General features: G+C 44.9%; 17 protein-coding genes. 13 read left to right on the top strand and 4 right to left on the bottom strand.

The window, feature by feature from the left end; all coding sequences use genetic code 11:
* Positions 1-16: 16 nt before the first annotated feature.
* The gene (gene rnr, locus K5Q22_RS02235; RefSeq protein ID WP_205013267.1) at positions 17-2,386 is read left to right on the top strand and encodes a ribonuclease R; all 2,370 of its coding nucleotides are present in this window, start codon (positions 17-19) and stop codon (positions 2,384-2,386) included.
* Between the two features lie 2 nt (positions 2,387-2,388).
* Positions 2,389-2,856 carry an SsrA-binding protein SmpB gene (gene smpB, locus K5Q22_RS02240; RefSeq protein ID WP_002935771.1) on the top strand — a complete coding sequence of 156 codons (468 nt, stop codon included), beginning with the start codon at positions 2,389-2,391 and terminating at the stop codon, positions 2,854-2,856.
* Between the two features lie 182 nt (positions 2,857-3,038).
* On the opposite strand, the gene K5Q22_RS02245 is transcribed toward smpB, so the two are convergent.
* Complete coding sequence (locus K5Q22_RS02245) at positions 3,039-3,452, bottom strand: Lrp/AsnC family transcriptional regulator (protein ID WP_205013266.1); 414 nt, start codon at positions 3,450-3,452, stop codon at positions 3,039-3,041.
* A gap of 110 nt (positions 3,453-3,562) precedes the next feature.
* On the opposite strand from K5Q22_RS02245, the gene K5Q22_RS02250 reads away from it, so the two are divergent.
* Positions 3,563-4,342: an MBL fold metallo-hydrolase gene (locus K5Q22_RS02250; protein WP_205013265.1), complete on the top strand. Its 780-nt coding sequence runs from the start codon at positions 3,563-3,565 to the stop codon at positions 4,340-4,342.
* A 197-nt stretch (positions 4,343-4,539) separates the two neighbouring features.
* Here the strand turns inward: K5Q22_RS02250 and K5Q22_RS02255 are convergent, their stop codons facing one another.
* Positions 4,540-5,583: a zinc-binding dehydrogenase gene (locus tag K5Q22_RS02255; protein ID WP_205013465.1), complete on the bottom strand. Its 1,044-nt coding sequence runs from the start codon at positions 5,581-5,583 to the stop codon at positions 4,540-4,542.
* Positions 5,584-5,736: 153 nt separating this feature from the next.
* On the opposite strand from K5Q22_RS02255, the gene tehB reads away from it, so the two are divergent.
* The 8 genes from tehB to K5Q22_RS02295 all read left to right on the top strand — a co-directional run bounded on the left by tehB (position 5,737) and on the right by K5Q22_RS02295 (position 15,127).
* Positions 5,737-6,597: an SAM-dependent methyltransferase TehB gene (tehB, locus tag K5Q22_RS02260; protein WP_024406729.1), complete on the top strand. Its 861-nt coding sequence runs from the start codon at positions 5,737-5,739 to the stop codon at positions 6,595-6,597.
* A 191-nt stretch (positions 6,598-6,788) separates the two neighbouring features.
* Positions 6,789-8,681 carry a C69 family dipeptidase gene (locus K5Q22_RS02265; protein ID WP_205013264.1) on the top strand — a complete coding sequence of 631 codons (1,893 nt, stop codon included), beginning with the start codon at positions 6,789-6,791 and terminating at the stop codon, positions 8,679-8,681.
* 120 nt (positions 8,682-8,801) lie between these two features.
* Positions 8,802-11,252, top strand: a complete 2,451-nt coding sequence (locus K5Q22_RS02270; RefSeq protein WP_205013263.1) for a heavy metal translocating P-type ATPase — start codon at positions 8,802-8,804, stop codon at positions 11,250-11,252.
* Between the two features lie 78 nt (positions 11,253-11,330).
* The gene (gene tpx, locus K5Q22_RS02275) at positions 11,331-11,816 is read left to right on the top strand and encodes a thiol peroxidase (RefSeq protein ID WP_205013262.1); all 486 of its coding nucleotides are present in this window, start codon (positions 11,331-11,333) and stop codon (positions 11,814-11,816) included.
* 100 nt (positions 11,817-11,916) lie between these two features.
* Positions 11,917-12,360 carry a MerR family transcriptional regulator gene (locus K5Q22_RS02280; RefSeq protein ID WP_205013261.1) on the top strand — a complete coding sequence of 148 codons (444 nt, stop codon included), beginning with the start codon at positions 11,917-11,919 and terminating at the stop codon, positions 12,358-12,360.
* The gene (locus tag K5Q22_RS02285) at positions 12,357-13,271 is read left to right on the top strand and encodes an amidohydrolase family protein (RefSeq protein ID WP_172089053.1); all 915 of its coding nucleotides are present in this window, start codon (positions 12,357-12,359) and stop codon (positions 13,269-13,271) included. The genes K5Q22_RS02280 and K5Q22_RS02285 overlap by 4 nt, the downstream gene beginning before the upstream one ends.
* A complete protein-coding gene (locus tag K5Q22_RS02290; protein ID WP_029170871.1) occupies positions 13,272-13,931 on the top strand; it encodes a putative quinol monooxygenase in 660 nt (219 codons plus the stop codon).
* A gap of 62 nt (positions 13,932-13,993) precedes the next feature.
* Positions 13,994-15,127: a low temperature requirement protein A gene (locus K5Q22_RS02295; RefSeq protein ID WP_205013260.1), complete on the top strand. Its 1,134-nt coding sequence runs from the start codon at positions 13,994-13,996 to the stop codon at positions 15,125-15,127.
* A 33-nt stretch (positions 15,128-15,160) separates the two neighbouring features.
* On the opposite strand, the gene K5Q22_RS02300 is transcribed toward K5Q22_RS02295, so the two are convergent.
* Together K5Q22_RS02300 and K5Q22_RS02305 are read right to left on the bottom strand one after the other, a co-directional pair.
* The gene (locus tag K5Q22_RS02300) at positions 15,161-15,397 is read right to left on the bottom strand and encodes a hypothetical protein (RefSeq protein WP_205013259.1); all 237 of its coding nucleotides are present in this window, start codon (positions 15,395-15,397) and stop codon (positions 15,161-15,163) included.
* A 25-nt stretch (positions 15,398-15,422) separates the two neighbouring features.
* Positions 15,423-15,878, bottom strand: coding sequence for a hypothetical protein (locus K5Q22_RS02305; protein WP_205013258.1), 456 nt, complete (start codon positions 15,876-15,878; stop codon positions 15,423-15,425).
* Positions 15,879-15,899: 21 nt separating this feature from the next.
* Between K5Q22_RS02305 and K5Q22_RS02310 the strand changes: the two genes are divergently transcribed.
* The gene (locus K5Q22_RS02310; RefSeq protein WP_205013257.1) at positions 15,900-16,235 is read left to right on the top strand and encodes a helicase BlpT; all 336 of its coding nucleotides are present in this window, start codon (positions 15,900-15,902) and stop codon (positions 16,233-16,235) included.
* A 90-nt stretch (positions 16,236-16,325) separates the two neighbouring features.
* Positions 16,326-17,027: an ABC transporter ATP-binding protein gene (locus K5Q22_RS02315; protein ID WP_024406738.1), complete on the top strand. Its 702-nt coding sequence runs from the start codon at positions 16,326-16,328 to the stop codon at positions 17,025-17,027.
* Positions 17,028-17,034 lie beyond the last annotated feature (7 nt).

Genomic DNA, 17,034 nt, shown 5'->3' on the forward strand with positions numbered 1-17,034 from the left:
TTTTAGTAAAGGTAAGATGAAAAACGAAATTATTAACTATATTAAAGAAGTTGGTCCTGTGACCATGGACCAGCTGGCAGATCAGTTTGGAGCCAGTTCTGCAAAAGGTTTTACAGACTTGGTCAAGCTGGTTTCTAGTATGGAAGGGAGCCGTCAACTTGTCTTTGACAATGCGGGACGGATTGCTCTTCCAGCTCCAAAAATCTCCAAGAACAAGGTGACCTTGCAGGGTATTTTCCGTGCCCACAAGTCAGGCTTTGGTTTTGTGACCATTGACGAGGAGGAAGATGATCTCTTTGTCAGTCGTGACGATGTCAACTTCGCTATTGAGGGAGACCGAGTGGAAGTGGCTATCAAGAAAGTAGCGGACAGGCTCAAGGGGACGGCTGCGGAAGCGGAAGTCATTGATATATTGGAACATAGCCTGAAAACAGCGGTGGGCTTGATTGTTTTTGACGAAGACAAGCCTGAATATGCAGGCTATATCAAGTCTAAAAATCAGAAAATCGCTCAGAAGATTTACATCAAGAAGTCACCTCTGGTATTGACCGGAACGGAAATCCTCAAAGTCGACATTGAAGCCTATCCAAACAAGAAGCGGGACCACTTTGTTGCGACTATTCGGGACGTGGTGGGCCACAAGGACGATGTGGGCATCGATGTCTTGGAAGTTTTGGAATCCATGGACATCGTGTCGGAATTCCCTGATGAAGTCTTGGCGGAGGCCAATCGAGTACCTGAAAGTCCGTCTGAGAAGGATTTTGAAGGACGCTTGGACCTGCGAGATGAAATCATCTTCACCATTGATGGTGCGGATGCCAAGGACTTGGATGATGCGGTCCATATCAAGCAGCTCAAGAATGGTAATCTGGAACTGGGTGTCCATATCGCTGATGTCAGCTACTATGTGACCGAAGGCTCTGCCTTGGACCAGGAAGCTGTCAAGCGTGGGACTTCTGTCTATGTTACCGACCGTGTGGTGCCGATGCTACCAGAACGTTTGTCAAATGGCATTTGTTCCCTTAATCCAAATGTGGATCGCCTGACCCAGTCGGCTATTATGGAAATTGACCGCAAGGGTAAGGTGGTCAAGCACTGGATTGGTCAGACGGTCATCAAAACCACCTTCCGCATGACCTATTCCGATGTCAATGAGATGATTGCGGGCAATCAGGAAAAGCTTACTAAATACAAGGCAATCGTGCCGAGTGTGGACCTCATGGTCAAACTCCATGAAACCCTTGAAACCATGCGGTACAAGCGTGGAGCTCTCAACTTTGACACGACAGAAGCCAAGATCATCGTCAACAAGGACGGTCTGCCAGTCGATATTCAACTGCGTCAGCGGGGGATTGCCGAGCGAATGATTGAGTCCTTCATGCTGGCTGCCAATGAGTGCGTTGCCGAGCATTTTGCCAAGCTGGACCTACCTTTTATCTATCGGATCCACGAGGAGCCTAAGTCAGACAAGTTGCAGAAGTTCATCGACTATGCGACCAGCTTTGGTCTGACGGTCTATGGTACGGCCAGCTCTATCAGCCAGGACGCCCTTCAGGATCTCATGGAGCGGGTCAAGGATGAACCCTATGCGGATGTCCTCAACATGATGTTGCTTCGCTCCATGCAACAGGCACGCTACTCGGAGCACAACCACGGACACTACGGACTGGGTGCGGAGTTTTACACCCACTTCACCAGTCCTATCCGCCGCTATCCTGACCTGCTGGTTCACCGTATGGTGCGGGACTATGGTCACAATCCTGCGGAAAAAGCAGAGCATTTTGAGCAGGTTATTCCTGAGCTTGCCAAGTCTTCGTCCAGTTTAGAACGCCGCGCCATTGAGGCAGAGCGGGAAGTCGAAGCCATGAAGAAGGCAGAGTTCATGCAAGAATTTGTCGGGCAAGAGTTTGACGGTGTCGTGTCTAGCGTGGTCAAGTTTGGACTTTTTGTCGAGTTGCCAAATACGGTTGAAGGTCTGATCCATGTCACCAACCTCAACGAGTATTACCAGTTCCACGAGCGGACTCTGACCTTGCAGGGTGAGAAATCTGGTCGGGTCTTCCGTGTCGGTCAGCCAATCCGTATCAAGCTAACGCGGGCGGACAAGATGACAGGGGAAATCGATTTTGCCCACGTGCCGTCCGAGCTGGATGTGGTGGAAAAGGCTTTGAAAGCCAAGCGGAGAACTGCTAGTCACTTCAACCGTGACCGTGATGATCGGTCAGGGCGAGGACGGGGCAAGCACCACAAACAAGAAGCTGCTGGTCGCGACAGCGGACGTCACAAGTCTGGGAAAGACCACAAGTCAAAAAGTGGCAAAAAAGACAAGAAAAAGAAACCATTTTACAAAGAAGTGGCTAAAAAGAACAAGAAGAAAAGGAGATAGGCATGGCCAAGGGTGAGGGCAATGTGATTGCACAGAATAAAAAAGCCCGCCACGACTATACCATTGTCGATACAGTGGAGGCGGGGATGGTTCTGACGGGGACGGAGATTAAGTCTATTCGTGCGGGGCGGATCAACCTTAAGGACGGCTTTGCCCAGATCAAGCAGGGCGAGGCTTGGTTGGTCAATGTCCATATTGCTCCCTACGATGAGGGCAATATCTGGAACCAGGAGCCAACGCGGACCCGCAAGTTGTTATTGCGGAAGAAGCAAATCGAGTCCTTGGGCAATGAGGTCAAGGGAACAGGGATGACCCTGGTGCCGCTCAAGGTCTATATCAAGGACGGCTTTGCCAAGGTCCTGATAGGACTTGCCAAAGGGAAGCACGACTACGACAAGCGAGAGTCCATCAAACGCCGTGAGCAAGACCGCGATATTAAGCGGACCATGAAGGCGATCAATAGTCGCTAAGACTGGGAGAAATCTCGGTCTTTTTTGTTGTTTGTTGGAACTTGTGCTATGTCCACATGTGTTGTGGAGTTTTTCTTCTATTTTAAGGGAACATGCTGAAAATCTCCATTTGTACTTTTACACGACAAGTCAAGTTAACAAGGTTGATGTGGGTTTTCGGAATATATTACCTCAGTACTGCATTATATAACCTGATTTACCGAGCTAGCTACTTGATAACTAGCAAAATTTTCCAGTTCATCTAGGAAATTAGATAAGTCTTGGTTGCTGGCAAAATGAGCTTCAATCAAATAACAACCACTACCTGCAATACGGTGGTGCTGGGCAATTTGCGGTGAAAAACTTGCTACATAGTCGAGATAAGGCGTGTGTGTTTGGACTTTCATGGTAACTGTAATGAAGACGTGGACAGGATAACCTATTTTTACCCTATCAATTTGGGTGGTGTACCCTGTTATAATGCCTTGGTCTTCCAGTTTTTGAATCCGACTTGTTATGGCAGGGGCTGTCATGTGAATCTGCTCTGCCATGTCCTTCACCTTCATGCGACTATTTTGAGTTAGTAATTCTAAAATTTGTAAATCAATGCTATCCATACTATTCCTTTCAAAAATAAAGTTTTTCAAGCAAAATTCTTTTTTTAACTACTGTACCCTATTTTAAGAAATATGTAAAATATAGATAATCAATAATTAAGGAGTTTTCCATGAAATTTACACATTATCGTCAATCAACTGCCCGCTTGAATTATGCTGGTAAAACCTTTCTCATTGATCCAATGTTAGCTGAAAAAGGGACTTATCCACCTTTTGAAGGAGCTGTCACTGGCAATATGGAAATGAATCCATTGGTGGATCTGCCTCTGTCACTTAATGAGTTGACATCAGGACTTGATGCTGTAATTGTGACACATTTGCACTATGACCACTGGGATGAGGTAGCGGCAAAAATATTGGATAAGAATTTGCCTATTTTTGTACAAGATGAGCTAGATGCGGCTGTCATTCGTGAATCTGGTTTTACCAAGGTCTATGTATTAGGGGAAGATACCCAATTTGACAACATTACAATTAGTCGAGTATATGGCGAACATGTTGAGAATTTAAATCAATTTCCAGAAGAAGTTCAAACAATAATCGGTAAAGTATGTGGTTTCGTTCTTCGTCATGCTGATGAGAAAACCATTTACTTTACAGGAGACAGCATGCTGGACCCTTTTGTGAAAGATGCAGTTGTGACTCATCAACCAGATATTATTGTTATGAATGCTGGAGGGAATGCCATGCAAGGTGTTGGCAAAGTTGTTATGGATGCCAATGATGTGCATATATTGAGCCAACTGACAGATGCCCAATTAGTAGCCGTTCATATGGAAGCCGTCAACCACTGGACACTTTCACGTTCAGAGTTAGCTCATTTTGCGTCAGAAAAAGGCTTTGCAGACCAATTGATTATTCCAAAAGATGGGGAATACGTTGAATTTTAAAAGACAGGGAGTGCTACAAGCACTCCTATTTTAGCCATATTTGATTGAATTCAAAAAAACTGTCACGGATTGGATACTCCAATTTTATAGAATTACTCAGTTATTATTGATTCATACAAAATTTGGAAGTGGAGTTGAAAATCCTATGCCTAGAACTGAGCTAGTTTATAATTAGATTTTTTGATTCCTAGAGAGTATTAATCCACCGTCACCATGGCTTTAATCGTTTTACGGTTGGCCATGTCTTTGTAGGCTTGGTCAATATTGTCCAGGCTGTAAGTTTGGGTGAAAACTCGACCTGGATTGATGTGGCCTTTGAGGACAGCATCGAGCAAAATTTCCTTATCATAGGTTGTGACAGAAGCAGAGCCACCACCGATAATGATATTTTGAGCAAAGGTTGAGCCAAGGGCGTGGTTGTTGTAGTGTGGCACACCGACAAAACCGATACGACCACCATTGTGAAGAACACCGAGGGCTTGGTCAATGGAGGCTTCTGTTCCGACACATTCGAGAGCAGCATCAGCGCCACCGCCAAGAATTTCACGGACTTTGGCGATACCTTCCTCGCCCCGTTCTGCTACGATGGCAGTAGCCCCTGATTCCAAAGCCATTTGCTGGCGATCTGCGTGGCGACTCATCATGATAATCTGAGAAGCTCCGCGCATTTTTGCAGCGATAACGGCACATTGACCCACTGCACCATCACCGATGACAACAACTTTGTCACCAGGTTTGACATCTGCAACACGCGCAGCGTGGTAGCCAGTTGGCATAACATCTGCTAGTGTCAAAAGGGATTTAATCATGCCTTCCGAGTAGTCACTTGGCTGACCAGGAATTTTGACCAAGGCCCAGTTGCCATAGTGGAAACGAATGTATTGAGACTGGTAGTTGTTGCCCCAGTTGGTGTAGCCTGGATGGTTGTCACAAGTACCGTCAAAGCCAGCACGGCAGGCATCACAGTGTCCGCAACCATGTGTAAATGGAACGATGACAAAGTCACCAGGAACAAGTGTTGTAATGTCTTCGCCTACCTCTTCAACGATACCGATAGCTTCATGACCAGAGTTTGTGTCACCGTGGTCATGGTGAATATCTTCACCGTAGCCCCAAAGGTCTGACCCACAGACACAGGCCCGAACGACCTTGATAATGACATCATCCTTTGCTTGAAGGCTTGGTTTTTCGATTTCTGCAACGGTCATCTTACCGGCTTTTTCATAAATAGCTGCTTTCATATTCATCACACATTTACTTGTCAGTAAATATCCTTTCTGATTGATATGGAATATTATACACCTTGGAGTTCACTCCAAGTCAAGGAAAAAATGAGTTTGAATTCATATTTCCTTTGTGATAGACTAAGTGTATTGGAAAGAAAAGGAGAGATAATGACGGTTTTAGTTCCTTACAAACGCATGCCCATTTGGAATCAGGATACGGTTCCCCAGCATTTTTTGACCAAGCACAATACCAAGGTGGGTACTTGGGCCAAAATCAAGGTCTTGAGAGGCCAGCTCAAATTTGAGCCGATTTCAGATGATAATGAGATTTTGGGAGAATATGTCTATGGTCCGACAGACGATATTCCTTTTGTGGAGCCACAGGCTTGGCATCGAGTGACCTTATTGACAGAGGATACGGAGTTTTTCTTGGAATTTTTCTGTCAACCAGAAGATTATTTTGCCAAAAAGTATGATTATACTCGGACGCATTCGGAAGTCTTGGAGGCTTTGAAAATCATCGAGCCTTGTAAGGTTTTGGATTTGGGTTGTGGTCATGGTCGCAATAGTCTCTATCTAGCCCAGCAGGGTTTTGAGGTGACGGCGGTTGATAAGGATGTGCCAAGTATTCGGACACTCTTGCAGGTCAAGGAAGTGGAGGACTTGGACCTGCAGGCTGGGACCTATGACATCAATTCAGCCAGTCTGGAGCAGGATTACGACTGGATTATCTCGACCGTGGTCTTTATGTTTTTGGAGAGGGATCGTGTGCCAGCCATTATCCGCAATATGCAGGAGCAAACACGACCTGGTGGCTATAACTTGATTGTGGCGGCTATGGATACGGAAGATGCCCCCTGTCCTATGAATTTCTCCTTTACTTTTGGAGCAGGTGAGTTGAAGGAATACTACCGTGACTGGGAACTGGTCAAGTACAATGAAGATTTTGGTCAACTCCATAAGCGGGATGAAAATGGCAATTTCCTTAAGATGCGGTTTGCGACCATGTTAGCTAGAAAAAATGTGTAAAATATATCTGAAAGCACTTGCAAGGCAAGTGTTTTTGCGTTACAATGTAGGTGCAAATGGGTAAATCATATTATACTCAACGAAAATCACCTTCTGTTTGGGTCGGAGACTTGTGTAAAATAGTCTCTGGATTCCTATCTTTGGAAGAGCCTACTTCTGATTTTCACAGAGTATCAGGAAAGGAGAAGTCTATGAAAAAGACTTTTGTTCGTATAGCCACATTTCTAATGTTGGTTTGCCTATTCCCTGCTCAACTTGTTCAAGCCTGTTCAGGCTTTATCATTGGGAAAGGGTTGACAACGGATGGTTCTATCCTTTATGGTAGAACGGAAGATTATCCCTATCCACCAGATAATGGAGCGCACAATAAAAATTATATTGTGGTTCCAGCAGCAACCTATGCTGAGGGAGATATGTTGGTGGATGAAACATTTGGTTTTACAGCACCACACTTGGCAAATGAGTTCAAGTACACCTCTACGCCTGATGCGGCGCGTGGGGATGGTTCAAATGGTAATTATGGGGCGCACGGTTTTAATGAAAAAGGCGTATCCATGACTGCTACTGTAACAGCTATTCCAAATGCAAAAGTCTTGGCAGTTGATCCTCTAGTTGAAGCTGGAGGGCTGGGAGAACCAATTTTGATTGATTATGTTCTTCCTAGGGTCACTAGTGCGCGTGAAGGTGTTGAGCTGATTGCAAAGACAATCGATGAAAAAGGCTCAGCAGAAGGGAATATTGTTATTATTGCTGACAAAAATGAAGTTTGGTACATGGAAATTTTGTCAGGACACCAATACGTAGCCATCAAGTTCCCTGAAGATAAGTATGCAATTTTTGCAAATACTTACTATCTAGGTCATGTTGATTTTACCGATACAGAAAATGTGATTGCTTCTGCAAAGGTTGAAGAAGTAGCCAAACAAGCGGATAATTATGTGACAGTTGACGGGCAGTTCCATATCGCTAAATCATACGGTCCTGCAACTTATGCTGAAGCAGACCGTTCCCGTGTGTATGCAGGTATTAAATTGATGGATCCAGCATCGCCTGTAACCTATGAAGATGCTGTGTATGATTTGCTACGTCAGCCAACAGATCCAAGTCGTCGCTTTAGTTTACAAGATACCTTTGCCTTACAACGTAACCGTTTTGAACATCTTCCAGAATTTCGTCCAGACGATGAAGCAGGCAAGGTAAAACAAGGGGATAATGGTGCGAATGACCAAGCGGCAGATGCGACTTATAAATACGCTCTTGGTAATGAAAACGTCATCGATGCCCATGTTTATCAGATCAATAGTAGCTTACCGTCAGCCTTCGGTGGCACAGTATGGTTGGGCTTGGCTCAGACAAGGAATACACCGTATGTTCCATTTTATGGTATTGTGACTGATACTTATGAAGCCTTTAAAAATCGCTCAGCTTCTTATGATACGAATTCATGGTACTGGACGGTACAAAATATTGATAAGATGGCCATCTCACACCCAGAGTTATTTGGTACATCGATTCAAGAAAAATGGATTGCCCTTGAAAAAGAATGGATTGCTGCACAGGCAGCTCTGGATGCTCAATATGCTGGACTTTCAGAAGATGCAGCTGTAGCCCTGGCTCCAACTGTAACCGAGGAAACCTTGGCTCGTTCAGCAGAGATTTTTGCCCAACTAAAAGCTGTTGAAGCTGAAATGATGGCAAAAATTGAAGCGGCAACAAGTCCGTCATCCAGCAGCACCGACTCATCAAGTAGTACTGAACCATCCACTAGTACCGAACCATCATCAAGTAGTACTGAACCATCCACCAGCACTGAGCCATCATCAAGTGGTACCGAAACTTCAACCAGTACTTCAAGCAGTACAAGTCAGTCTACAAGTGCTTCTGACACAGGAGGAGCTACGGATACTTCCTCCTCAAGCGGAACAGTAGTGTCTTCTGATAAGAAAGTAACACCTACCAATAAAAAAGGTAAATCAAGTCTTCCTAGTACAGGAGAGCAAGTCAGCCTCTTATTGGTGGCGCTAGGTGTTGCAGGAATTTTAACAGCAATTTTTCTTCATCGGAAAAAATCCAGTAAAGAATAAATGAATATGTAAAAGTAGGTTGGATTGATTTCAATCTACTTTTTTGAAACAATTTTGTTTACAAATGTAGTCGCATGCTGTATAATTTGTTTACAGATGTAGTCGGAAAAGGAGTAAACTATGAAACAAGCAAGCTATCCCATTCAAGGCATGACCTGTGCCTCTTGTGCCATGACAGTTGAAAAAGCTGTCGGTAAATTAGCAGGAGTAGAAGAAGCCAGTGTCAACCTAGCAACGGAAAAATTGAGTGTTAACTACGATGAAAAGCTGTTGGGACTAGAGGATATTCGTCAGGCAGTTGAAAAGGCGGGTTATCAGCTAGTCGATAACTTGGTGACCGAGTCTTATGACATTTCAGGCATGACCTGTGCTTCCTGTGCTCTGACGGTTGAAAAAGCTCTGGGCAAACTAGAGGGTGTAGAAGAAGTCTCTGTCAATCTGGCAACAGAAAAGGTGACCATCCGCTATAGCCGTGATAGGCAAAATCCAGCTAGTCTTGAAAAAGCAGTTGAGCGGGCAGGCTATCAGCTAATCAGACCAGATCAAGTGGAAGAGACGGTGGAAAAGGGACCAAGCAAGGAAGACAGTCTTTGGAAACGATTTGTCTGGTCAGCAGTCTTTACTCTTCCCTTGCTCTATATTGCTATGGGGCCAATGTTGCCCTGGGGTGGGCTCCCATTACCAGCCTTGCTCCATCAACCGCTAGTCTATGCGGTCAGCCAAGTCATCTTGCTCATCCCTGTCCTTTATATGGGACGCAGTTTTTTCCAAAAAGGCTTTAAAACCCTCTTGCAAGGCCATCCCAATATGGATTCCTTGATTGCCGTTGGGACTGGGGCAGCCTTGGTTCAAGGTCTTTTGATGATTGCTTTTCTTCTGATGGGGAAAGAAGTAGCCATGCACGGTCATCATCCTGAACTGTATTTTGAATCAGCCGCCGTTATCTTGACCTTGATTACCCTAGGAAAATATTTTGAAGCTAGAGCCAAAGGTCAGACTTCTGAGGCCATTAAGAAATTGATGGATCTGGCTCCCAAGACGGCCCAGGTCTTGCGAAATGGGCAGGAAATACAAGTGCCGATTGAAGAAGTGGTGGTCGGTGACCAGGTCATTGTTCGCCCAGGTCAGCAGATTCCTGTTGACGGTCAAGTTCTAGAAGGCCAGACACGTGTGGATGAGTCTATGCTGACGGGTGAGAGCCTGCCAGTGAAGAAGGCACTAGGCGACAATGTTTTTGGCGGTACCCTTAACCAGCAAGGTGCCATTACCATGCAGGCTACCAAGGTTGGTCGTGATACGACTCTGGCTCAGATCATTCGCTTGGTAGAAGAGGCTCAAGGGTCTAAGGCACCCATCGCCAAATTGGCTGACCAAGTATCTGCCGTCTTTGTGCCAGTCGTCATGGGCTTGGCTTTCTTGTCCGGTCTGGCCTGGTATTTCTTGGGGCAAGAATCCTGGATTTTTTCACTAAGTATTATCATCGCCGTCTTGGTCATTGCATGCCCTTGTGCTCTGGGTCTAGCAACTCCGACTGCTATCATGGTTGGGACTGGAAAAGGGGCAGAAAACGGTCTTCTGTTCAAGTCTGGTCAAGCTATTGAAACCCTACAAGGTGTGAATACCATTGTCTTCGACAAGACTGGGACCATTACTGAGGGCAAGCCCCAGGTGACAGACATTCATCTGGTGTCTGCTAAAAATCGTGAGCAGGTCCTCCAGCTGGCAGCAAGTAGCGAGCAATTTTCCGAGCATCCCTTGGCTCAGGCTCTCCTGCAAGCTGCACAGACAGAAAAGATTACTCTCTTGCCCGCCACTAATTTTCAGGCTCTTTCTGGCCGTGGTCTTTCGGTGACAATAGCAGAGCAGACCATCTATCTAGGAAATGAACGGTTGATGCGGGAACAGGGAATTAATGTTTCCCAAGGACGTGCAGTTGCGGAGGGATTTGCCCATCAAGCCAAGACGCCTGTTTTCCTAGCCAGCCAGCAAGAATTACTAGCAGTCATTGCCGTTGCCGATAAAGTAAAAGAGACCAGCCGTCAGGCTGTCCAGGCTCTGCAAGCCATTGGCTTAGAAGTGGTCATGCTGACAGGGGACAATGAAAAAACTGCCAAAGCCATTGCCAAGGAAGTCGGCATTGAGCAGGTGGTCAGTCAGGTCCTACCAGATGACAAGGCTAACCAAGTCAAGCTCTTACAAGAACAGGGCAAGACAGTCGCCATGGTGGGGGATGGCATCAACGATGCCCCAGCTCTAGCTCAAGCCCATGTGGGTCTGGCTATTGGTTCAGGGACTGATATTGCCATTGAGTCTGCCGATATTGTCCTCATGCATAGTGACATTTTGGATGTGGTCAAGGCTGTCAAACTCAGCCAGGCAACCATGCGGACCATTAAACAAAATCTCTTCTGGGCTTTTGCTTACAATGTAATTGGCATTCCAATCGCCATGGGTCTGTTACATGTATTTGGTGGACCTCTGCTCAATCCTATGTTTGCAGGTGCAGCCATGGCCCTCAGTTCGGTATCAGTCGTCTTGAACGCTCTGCGATTAAAAACCTACAAACTATAGTGAAAATACCAGTCAAAAAACTGGTATTTTTGCTTATAAACGCTTACAATAGATATATTAAGTGCAAGGGAGATGTTTATGACAACCTTTATTGGAAAACCAGTGACCTTGGTAGGTCCGCAATTAAGAGTGGGAGATACTGCCCCTGATTTTGTCCTCATGGCAAATGACTTGAGTCTGAAAAGCCTGAAAGACTTTGGCAAGCAGACCAAGGTCATCAGTGTGGTGCCTTCTATTGACACAGGGATTTGCGATACCCAGACTCGTCGCTTCAATCAGGAACTGGCTGACCGTGACAATACGGTTGTTGTGACTGTTTCAGCAGACCTGCCTTTTGCCCAAAAACGCTGGTGTGGGGCTGCAGGTTTGGAAGATGCCATCACCCTGTCTGATTACTATGACCATGCCTTTGGTAAATCCTACGGTGTGCTCATGCGAGAGTGGAATTTGCTGGCGCGTGCGGTCTTTGTCCTTAGTGCCGACAATGAAATCACCTATGTGGAATACCTGGACAATGTCAACGAACATCCAGATTATGAAGCGGCTTTAGAGGCTGTTAAATAAAAAAATATATAACGGTGTCTGAGCAGGCATCGTTTTTTGATTTTCATATTGACTTATAGTGAACTACAAGTGTTATAATGGCATACAGGAGGTGCAGACCATGGACAAACTCGGCTACACGATTGCGGAAGTCAGTCAAAGATACCAGATCAATAGTAATACTCTACGTTATTATGAACGAATTGGCTTATTGCCAGATGTTCCAAGAGCCAGTAATGGACATCGCTATTTTACAAAGGAAATCCTGACATGGCTGGAGATGATTATCTGTTTGCGTCACTCAGGTGTCAGTATTGAAACGCTGACAGAGTATGCTTCCTTGTTGAAGCAGGGCAATAGCACCGTCAAGGAACGGGAAAACTTGTTGCGGGAGCAGTTGACGACTCTCTATCAAAAGCAGGCCAACCTCCAACGCTCCATTGACCGCTTGGAGAAAAAAATAGCTTTATATGAATCAGGTGAGATTGAACAAGACCTTTCCTACTTTGAAGACTATGCGATTTTATCCGATGAAAAGGATAGTTGGAAGGAGATAGATGTATGAAAATAGATGTATTTGCCCATGTATTGTTGCCCCAGTTTTACCAAAAAATGTTGGCCCTTGATCCAGCCTTGCCTCAAAAAATGCCCTTTCTACAAAATCCTGTTTTAATGGATATGGAAAAAAGGCAGGCTCTGCAAGATCCAGCTGTCAAACAGATTATTTCATTTGTCAATGTCAATCCAGAAGATTATCTTGAAGCAGAGCCAGCCTTGGCTTTGGTAAAAGAGGCCAATCAAGAACTCTTGGAAACTGTTCAGGCCTATCCAAATCAATTTCTAGCTGGTGTAGCCATGCTGGCCTTGAACAACATTGAGGGAAGTCTGGAAATTTTGGAAGACTTTGTCGCTAAAAATCCTGAAATTGCTGGAATCCAGCTATTTTCAAGACATCTTGGCCTGTCCATTGCAGACCCGTCATTTAGACCAATCTTTGCCAAATGTGAGGAGTTGAATATTCCAATCTGGTTGCACCCTGTATTTGATAATCGCAAACCAGATAACAACATTGTCTTTTCATGGGAATACGAGCAAAGTCAGGCCATGCTGCAATTGGTTCAGGCTGGTATCTTCCAAGATTTTCCTAATCTGAAAATCATTGTTCACCATGCAGGAGCCTTGGCACCGTTTTTTAGCGGACGAATTCAGTACATTTTACCAGAAAAACAGGTGGAGGACTTCCGCAAATTCTATGTGGACACCGCCATCTTAGGCAATCCAAAGGCTTTAGAATTGACCCTTGACTATTTCGGATTGGACCGTGTTCTCTTTGGAACCGATGCGCCTCTTGGGATTGCGCCTGCAGGGGCTACGCTGGTCATCTCAGAAGCTATTGACTCCTTGCACTTATCTCAAGAGGACAAGCAAGCCATTTACTCTGAAAATATCAAACTATTACTGAAGGAGACAAAATAGATGAGTAAGCCAGTTGTTCATTTATTTCATCTAGGAGTTGATGAGAAAAATCGTGATAGCTTTTACCAAGTGGGTATGGAAAATTTCCAGACCTCCTATGAAGAGGAAGCTGGCACTCTTGCCATGTACGCCAGTTCTTTAAAGGAAAATCCGTTGGAGTACAAAGTTTTTGAGGTCTATGCAGATGAGGTGGCCTACCAAAGTCATCGGACTTCTCTGCACTACCAATCCTATGTAGAGCAGGTGGGATCCAAACTCACCAAGCGGGAGGTCTATGAAGTAGAAGCCTTATTTTTGGAAGAAAAGTTGCCGTCTGGAGTGTGGCTAGGAGCAGAGAAATATTTCCTAAAATTTGCCCAGATTCAAGTGGAGGCGGGGAGTGAAAAAGCCTTTGAAAGAAGTGTCCTGCTGAATATGCAAACTTCTATAAAAGAAGAAGTGGGTGTTTTAGCCATGTATGCTGTCAAAGACAGTCAGCAATCAAATCGTTATTATTTCTACGAAGTGTATGCGAGTGCGAAAGCCTACGAAGACCACCGTTTGACTCCGCATTTTCAACGCTATATTTCAGAAACGCAGGATTTGGTGGAAGAAAAAAACTTACAGGACTTGGAAAACAGTATCGCAATCTCGAAAGGGCAGTTGGCTTTTTCTAGCTAATTTGTATCCCCTAACTTTCTGTGCTATACTGGTGAAATGAAAAAATTTTAACAGGAGATTCTATGCCCTTTATCAAGCATAAAAAGGTCGAGTTGACCGAATTATTTTATGATTTAGTTTATGTCTATACTATCAGTCAGCTGACGTCGATAATCCACCATGCCCATCAGGGAGTTGTCAGTCTTCAGTCCTTTTTTAACTTCTCAGTTGGCCTGATTATTTTTGTTAATTCCTGGATGGTGCAGACAGTCTTTACAAATCGTTTTGGAAGTAACAGCTTGAGAAATATCATTTTTATGTTTTTGCAGATGATTTGTCTTTTGGTGGCATCAAGTGCAGTTGCAGGAGATTGGCAGACTAGTTTTGTATGGATTTTTCTACCCATGGCCATTATTTCCTTGCTACTTCTGGTCCAGTACATCTTAGAATATCTCCAGACTTCAAACGATGCGGATCGGAGTTTGATGAAGCAGTTTTTCTATATCCTCGGTTTGCGGTCTGTCATGCTCTTTCTTTCCTTATTTTTCCCTTATGAGATAGGTATGTGGATTGCCTTGGTCGGTATTCTCTCGACCTGGTTGCTACCTGGATTGCTCAGCGATCCCAACCGTGGCTTTGTTTCGGCTGACTTGAATCCAGTAAATTTTCCACACTTGATGGAGCGCTTGTCACTCTTAGTGATTATTACCTTTGGCGAGTCTTTGATCGGTATTTCAGAGCATTTCAGTCCAGAGAATTTTTCTTGGGAATCCATTGCGATTTTCATTACTCTGACAAATCTTTTCATGGTCTATATTGTAGAAGTGGACCACCTGCTTGATGTAGAACGGGAAGAAACTGGGATTCGTGCCATTTATAGTCACTACCCCATACTCTTTGGGCTCAGTTTGATAACCATAGCCCTCTCATTTTTTGGAAATAGTGACATGAATGCCCAATACACCGTCTTTTATTTTTACGGTGGCCTAGTCCTCTTTATACTCGGACTCCTTCAGCACAATGTTTATAATAAGCAAGGCAGAATCCTATCCAAGCAGTTTCAATCTACCCAGCTCCTGCTCATCAGTATCGGCTTTGGAATTAGTCTGCTAGTCTTTACTCAGTCATGGAGTTGGTTGATAGTGACCAGCTTGATTGTGACTAGTCTGATGATGATTGGTTTTGTTGGTATGAACCTTGGTCATTCGGCAGAATAAAAAATCCCGCTTCAATCGAAGTGGGATTTCTGCTTACTGACGCTCAATAGTCAGGCTGATTTTGACGATTGGTTTGCCTGGCGTCCGCTTGGTCCACCAGTCTTTTATGTGGAAATAGCTGAGCAGGGCAAGCAGGATTGGGTAGGCAGTTGACCAGACACTGATGAGTGAGTGGAGTTTTGAGACTTGAAGCACCAGTGATTCCTTGGTTGCCAAAAGGATGCTCTTATCACGAATGTAGTCTTGAATGCTGTCAAATAAGACCTGCACATCACCGATTTTGGTCAGAGGAGCTTCAGCAACGATAGCCTGAATATCCGTCCCAATCGCCTGAACATCCAGGTCTTGTATGGCTTGGATATTTTTCCATAAGTCCAGTCGAGAGACTAGTCACCAAACCAAAGACAATCAAACCGATTGAGCCCCAGAACAAGAGGCGGTAGCCCCAAAGAATGAAGGTGTTAACCTTGCCGTCCAAGAGCTTGAAGGCCTTGATGAGCTTGCTAGTTAGGACATAGAAGAGAATGATTTCGACCAGACAGATGAGGACCATGACAAGTAGAAGCAGGATTGCCCGTCGTACCCAACCTTGTATCAGCTGGTCTTGGATTAGATTGCTGATGTTTTCTAGGTCAAACTGGAAGAGGTCTTGGATTAGCCTATTAAAAAATGGTACTTGGAAGAAGAAAATCAAACAAGTCAGTCCGAATAGACTTGAATATCTTTGTCTAATTTGATATACTAAATTCAATAATTCAAAGGAGGGTCTTTTATGGAAAAGACACAGATTATTCAAGACGTTTTGGCCCTCATTCAAGACTTGAATCATGCCTTTCAAGCAGATAAAGTAGGAACAGCTGATGAGCAACGGTTCCAGCATAATTTGACAGAGACGACACGCATATTGTCGGAGGCCAAGTCGGTCACCAATACAGAGCTGATTGCGATTGAGAAGTTCTACCGTTCGACCAGTTTTTTGGTTGGACTGGGCGACCTGCGGTTGAGTGAGACTAGCAGGAAGGCTTGGAAGGCCTTCGATCGCTACTACTACCAGACCATCAGAGAAGAATTGAAACTCTATGGTGGCTCTGCTATTGCCCAAGTATAATAGATGATCAGAGAGGGTGAGAATCCCTCTTTTGTGCTATAATAAGTGGTAAGAATACAGTTGTTAGGAAGAGAAGAAGCGAGGTGTGCCATGTCCTATATCCAAGTAAAGAATTCGTCAAAATACTACCAAATGGGGGATGCGACCATTGTGGCAAATGACGGTGTGTCCTTTGAGATTGAAAAGGGGGAGCTGGTCATTATTCTCGGCTCATCGGGGGCGGGCAAATCCACTCTGCTCAATATTTTAGGTGGCATGGATAGCAATGACGAGGGGGAGGTTTGGATTGACGGTGTGGATATTGCCAAGCTTTCAAGTCATGAACTGACCAATTATCGTAGAGATGATGTAGGTTTTGTCTTTCAATTTTATAACTTGGTTGCCAATCTGACCGCCAAGGAAAATGTGGAACTGGCAGCAGAAATTGTCAAGGATGCCTTGGATGCCGAGGAGGTCTTGGAACAGGTCGGACTCGGTCACCGTATCAATAATTTCCCCGCTCAGCTTTCAGGCGGCGAACAACAACGTGTGGCCATTGCCCGTGCCGTTGCAAAAAAGCCTAAAATTCTCCTCTGTGATGAACCGACAGGAGCCCTGGATTATCAAACAGGTAAGCAGGTCTTGCAAATCTTACAAGATATGTCCCGCAAGCAGGGGGCGACGGTGATTATCGTTACCCACAATAGTTCCCTAGCCCCTATTGCAGACAGAGTGATTCGAATGCGGGATGCCCGTGTACACTCCGTTGAGTTACACGCAGAACCACAGGATATTGCAAGCCTAGAATATTAGTGGGTGA

It is taken from the genome of Streptococcus sp. 2018162 (genome assembly GCF_019754175.1).
Lineage (GTDB): Bacteria > Bacillota > Bacilli > Lactobacillales > Streptococcaceae > Streptococcus > Streptococcus hashimotonensis.

Excerpts from the sequence above, each read along its gene's own strand:
- rnr (WP_205013267.1), top strand. The coding sequence starts at position 17 with ATGAAAAACGAAATTATTAACTATATTAAAGAAGTTGGTCCTGTGACC.
- smpB (WP_002935771.1), top strand. The coding sequence starts at position 2,389 with ATGGCCAAGGGTGAGGGCAATGTGATTGCACAGAATAAAAAAGCCCGC.
- K5Q22_RS02245 (WP_205013266.1), bottom strand. The coding sequence starts at position 3,452 with ATGGATAGCATTGATTTACAAATTTTAGAATTACTAACTCAAAATAGT.
- K5Q22_RS02250 (WP_205013265.1), top strand. The coding sequence starts at position 3,563 with ATGAAATTTACACATTATCGTCAATCAACTGCCCGCTTGAATTATGCT.
- K5Q22_RS02255 (WP_205013465.1), bottom strand. The coding sequence starts at position 5,583 with ATGAAAGCAGCTATTTATGAAAAAGCCGGTAAGATGACCGTTGCAGAA.
- tehB (WP_024406729.1), top strand. The coding sequence starts at position 5,737 with ATGACGGTTTTAGTTCCTTACAAACGCATGCCCATTTGGAATCAGGAT.
- K5Q22_RS02265 (WP_205013264.1), top strand. The coding sequence starts at position 6,789 with ATGAAAAAGACTTTTGTTCGTATAGCCACATTTCTAATGTTGGTTTGC.
- K5Q22_RS02270 (WP_205013263.1), top strand. The coding sequence starts at position 8,802 with ATGAAACAAGCAAGCTATCCCATTCAAGGCATGACCTGTGCCTCTTGT.
- tpx (WP_205013262.1), top strand. The coding sequence starts at position 11,331 with ATGACAACCTTTATTGGAAAACCAGTGACCTTGGTAGGTCCGCAATTA.
- K5Q22_RS02280 (WP_205013261.1), top strand. The coding sequence starts at position 11,917 with ATGGACAAACTCGGCTACACGATTGCGGAAGTCAGTCAAAGATACCAG.
- K5Q22_RS02285 (WP_172089053.1), top strand. The coding sequence starts at position 12,357 with ATGAAAATAGATGTATTTGCCCATGTATTGTTGCCCCAGTTTTACCAA.
- K5Q22_RS02290 (WP_029170871.1), top strand. The coding sequence starts at position 13,272 with ATGAGTAAGCCAGTTGTTCATTTATTTCATCTAGGAGTTGATGAGAAA.
- K5Q22_RS02295 (WP_205013260.1), top strand. The coding sequence starts at position 13,994 with ATGCCCTTTATCAAGCATAAAAAGGTCGAGTTGACCGAATTATTTTAT.
- K5Q22_RS02310 (WP_205013257.1), top strand. The coding sequence starts at position 15,900 with ATGGAAAAGACACAGATTATTCAAGACGTTTTGGCCCTCATTCAAGAC.
- K5Q22_RS02315 (WP_024406738.1), top strand. The coding sequence starts at position 16,326 with ATGTCCTATATCCAAGTAAAGAATTCGTCAAAATACTACCAAATGGGG.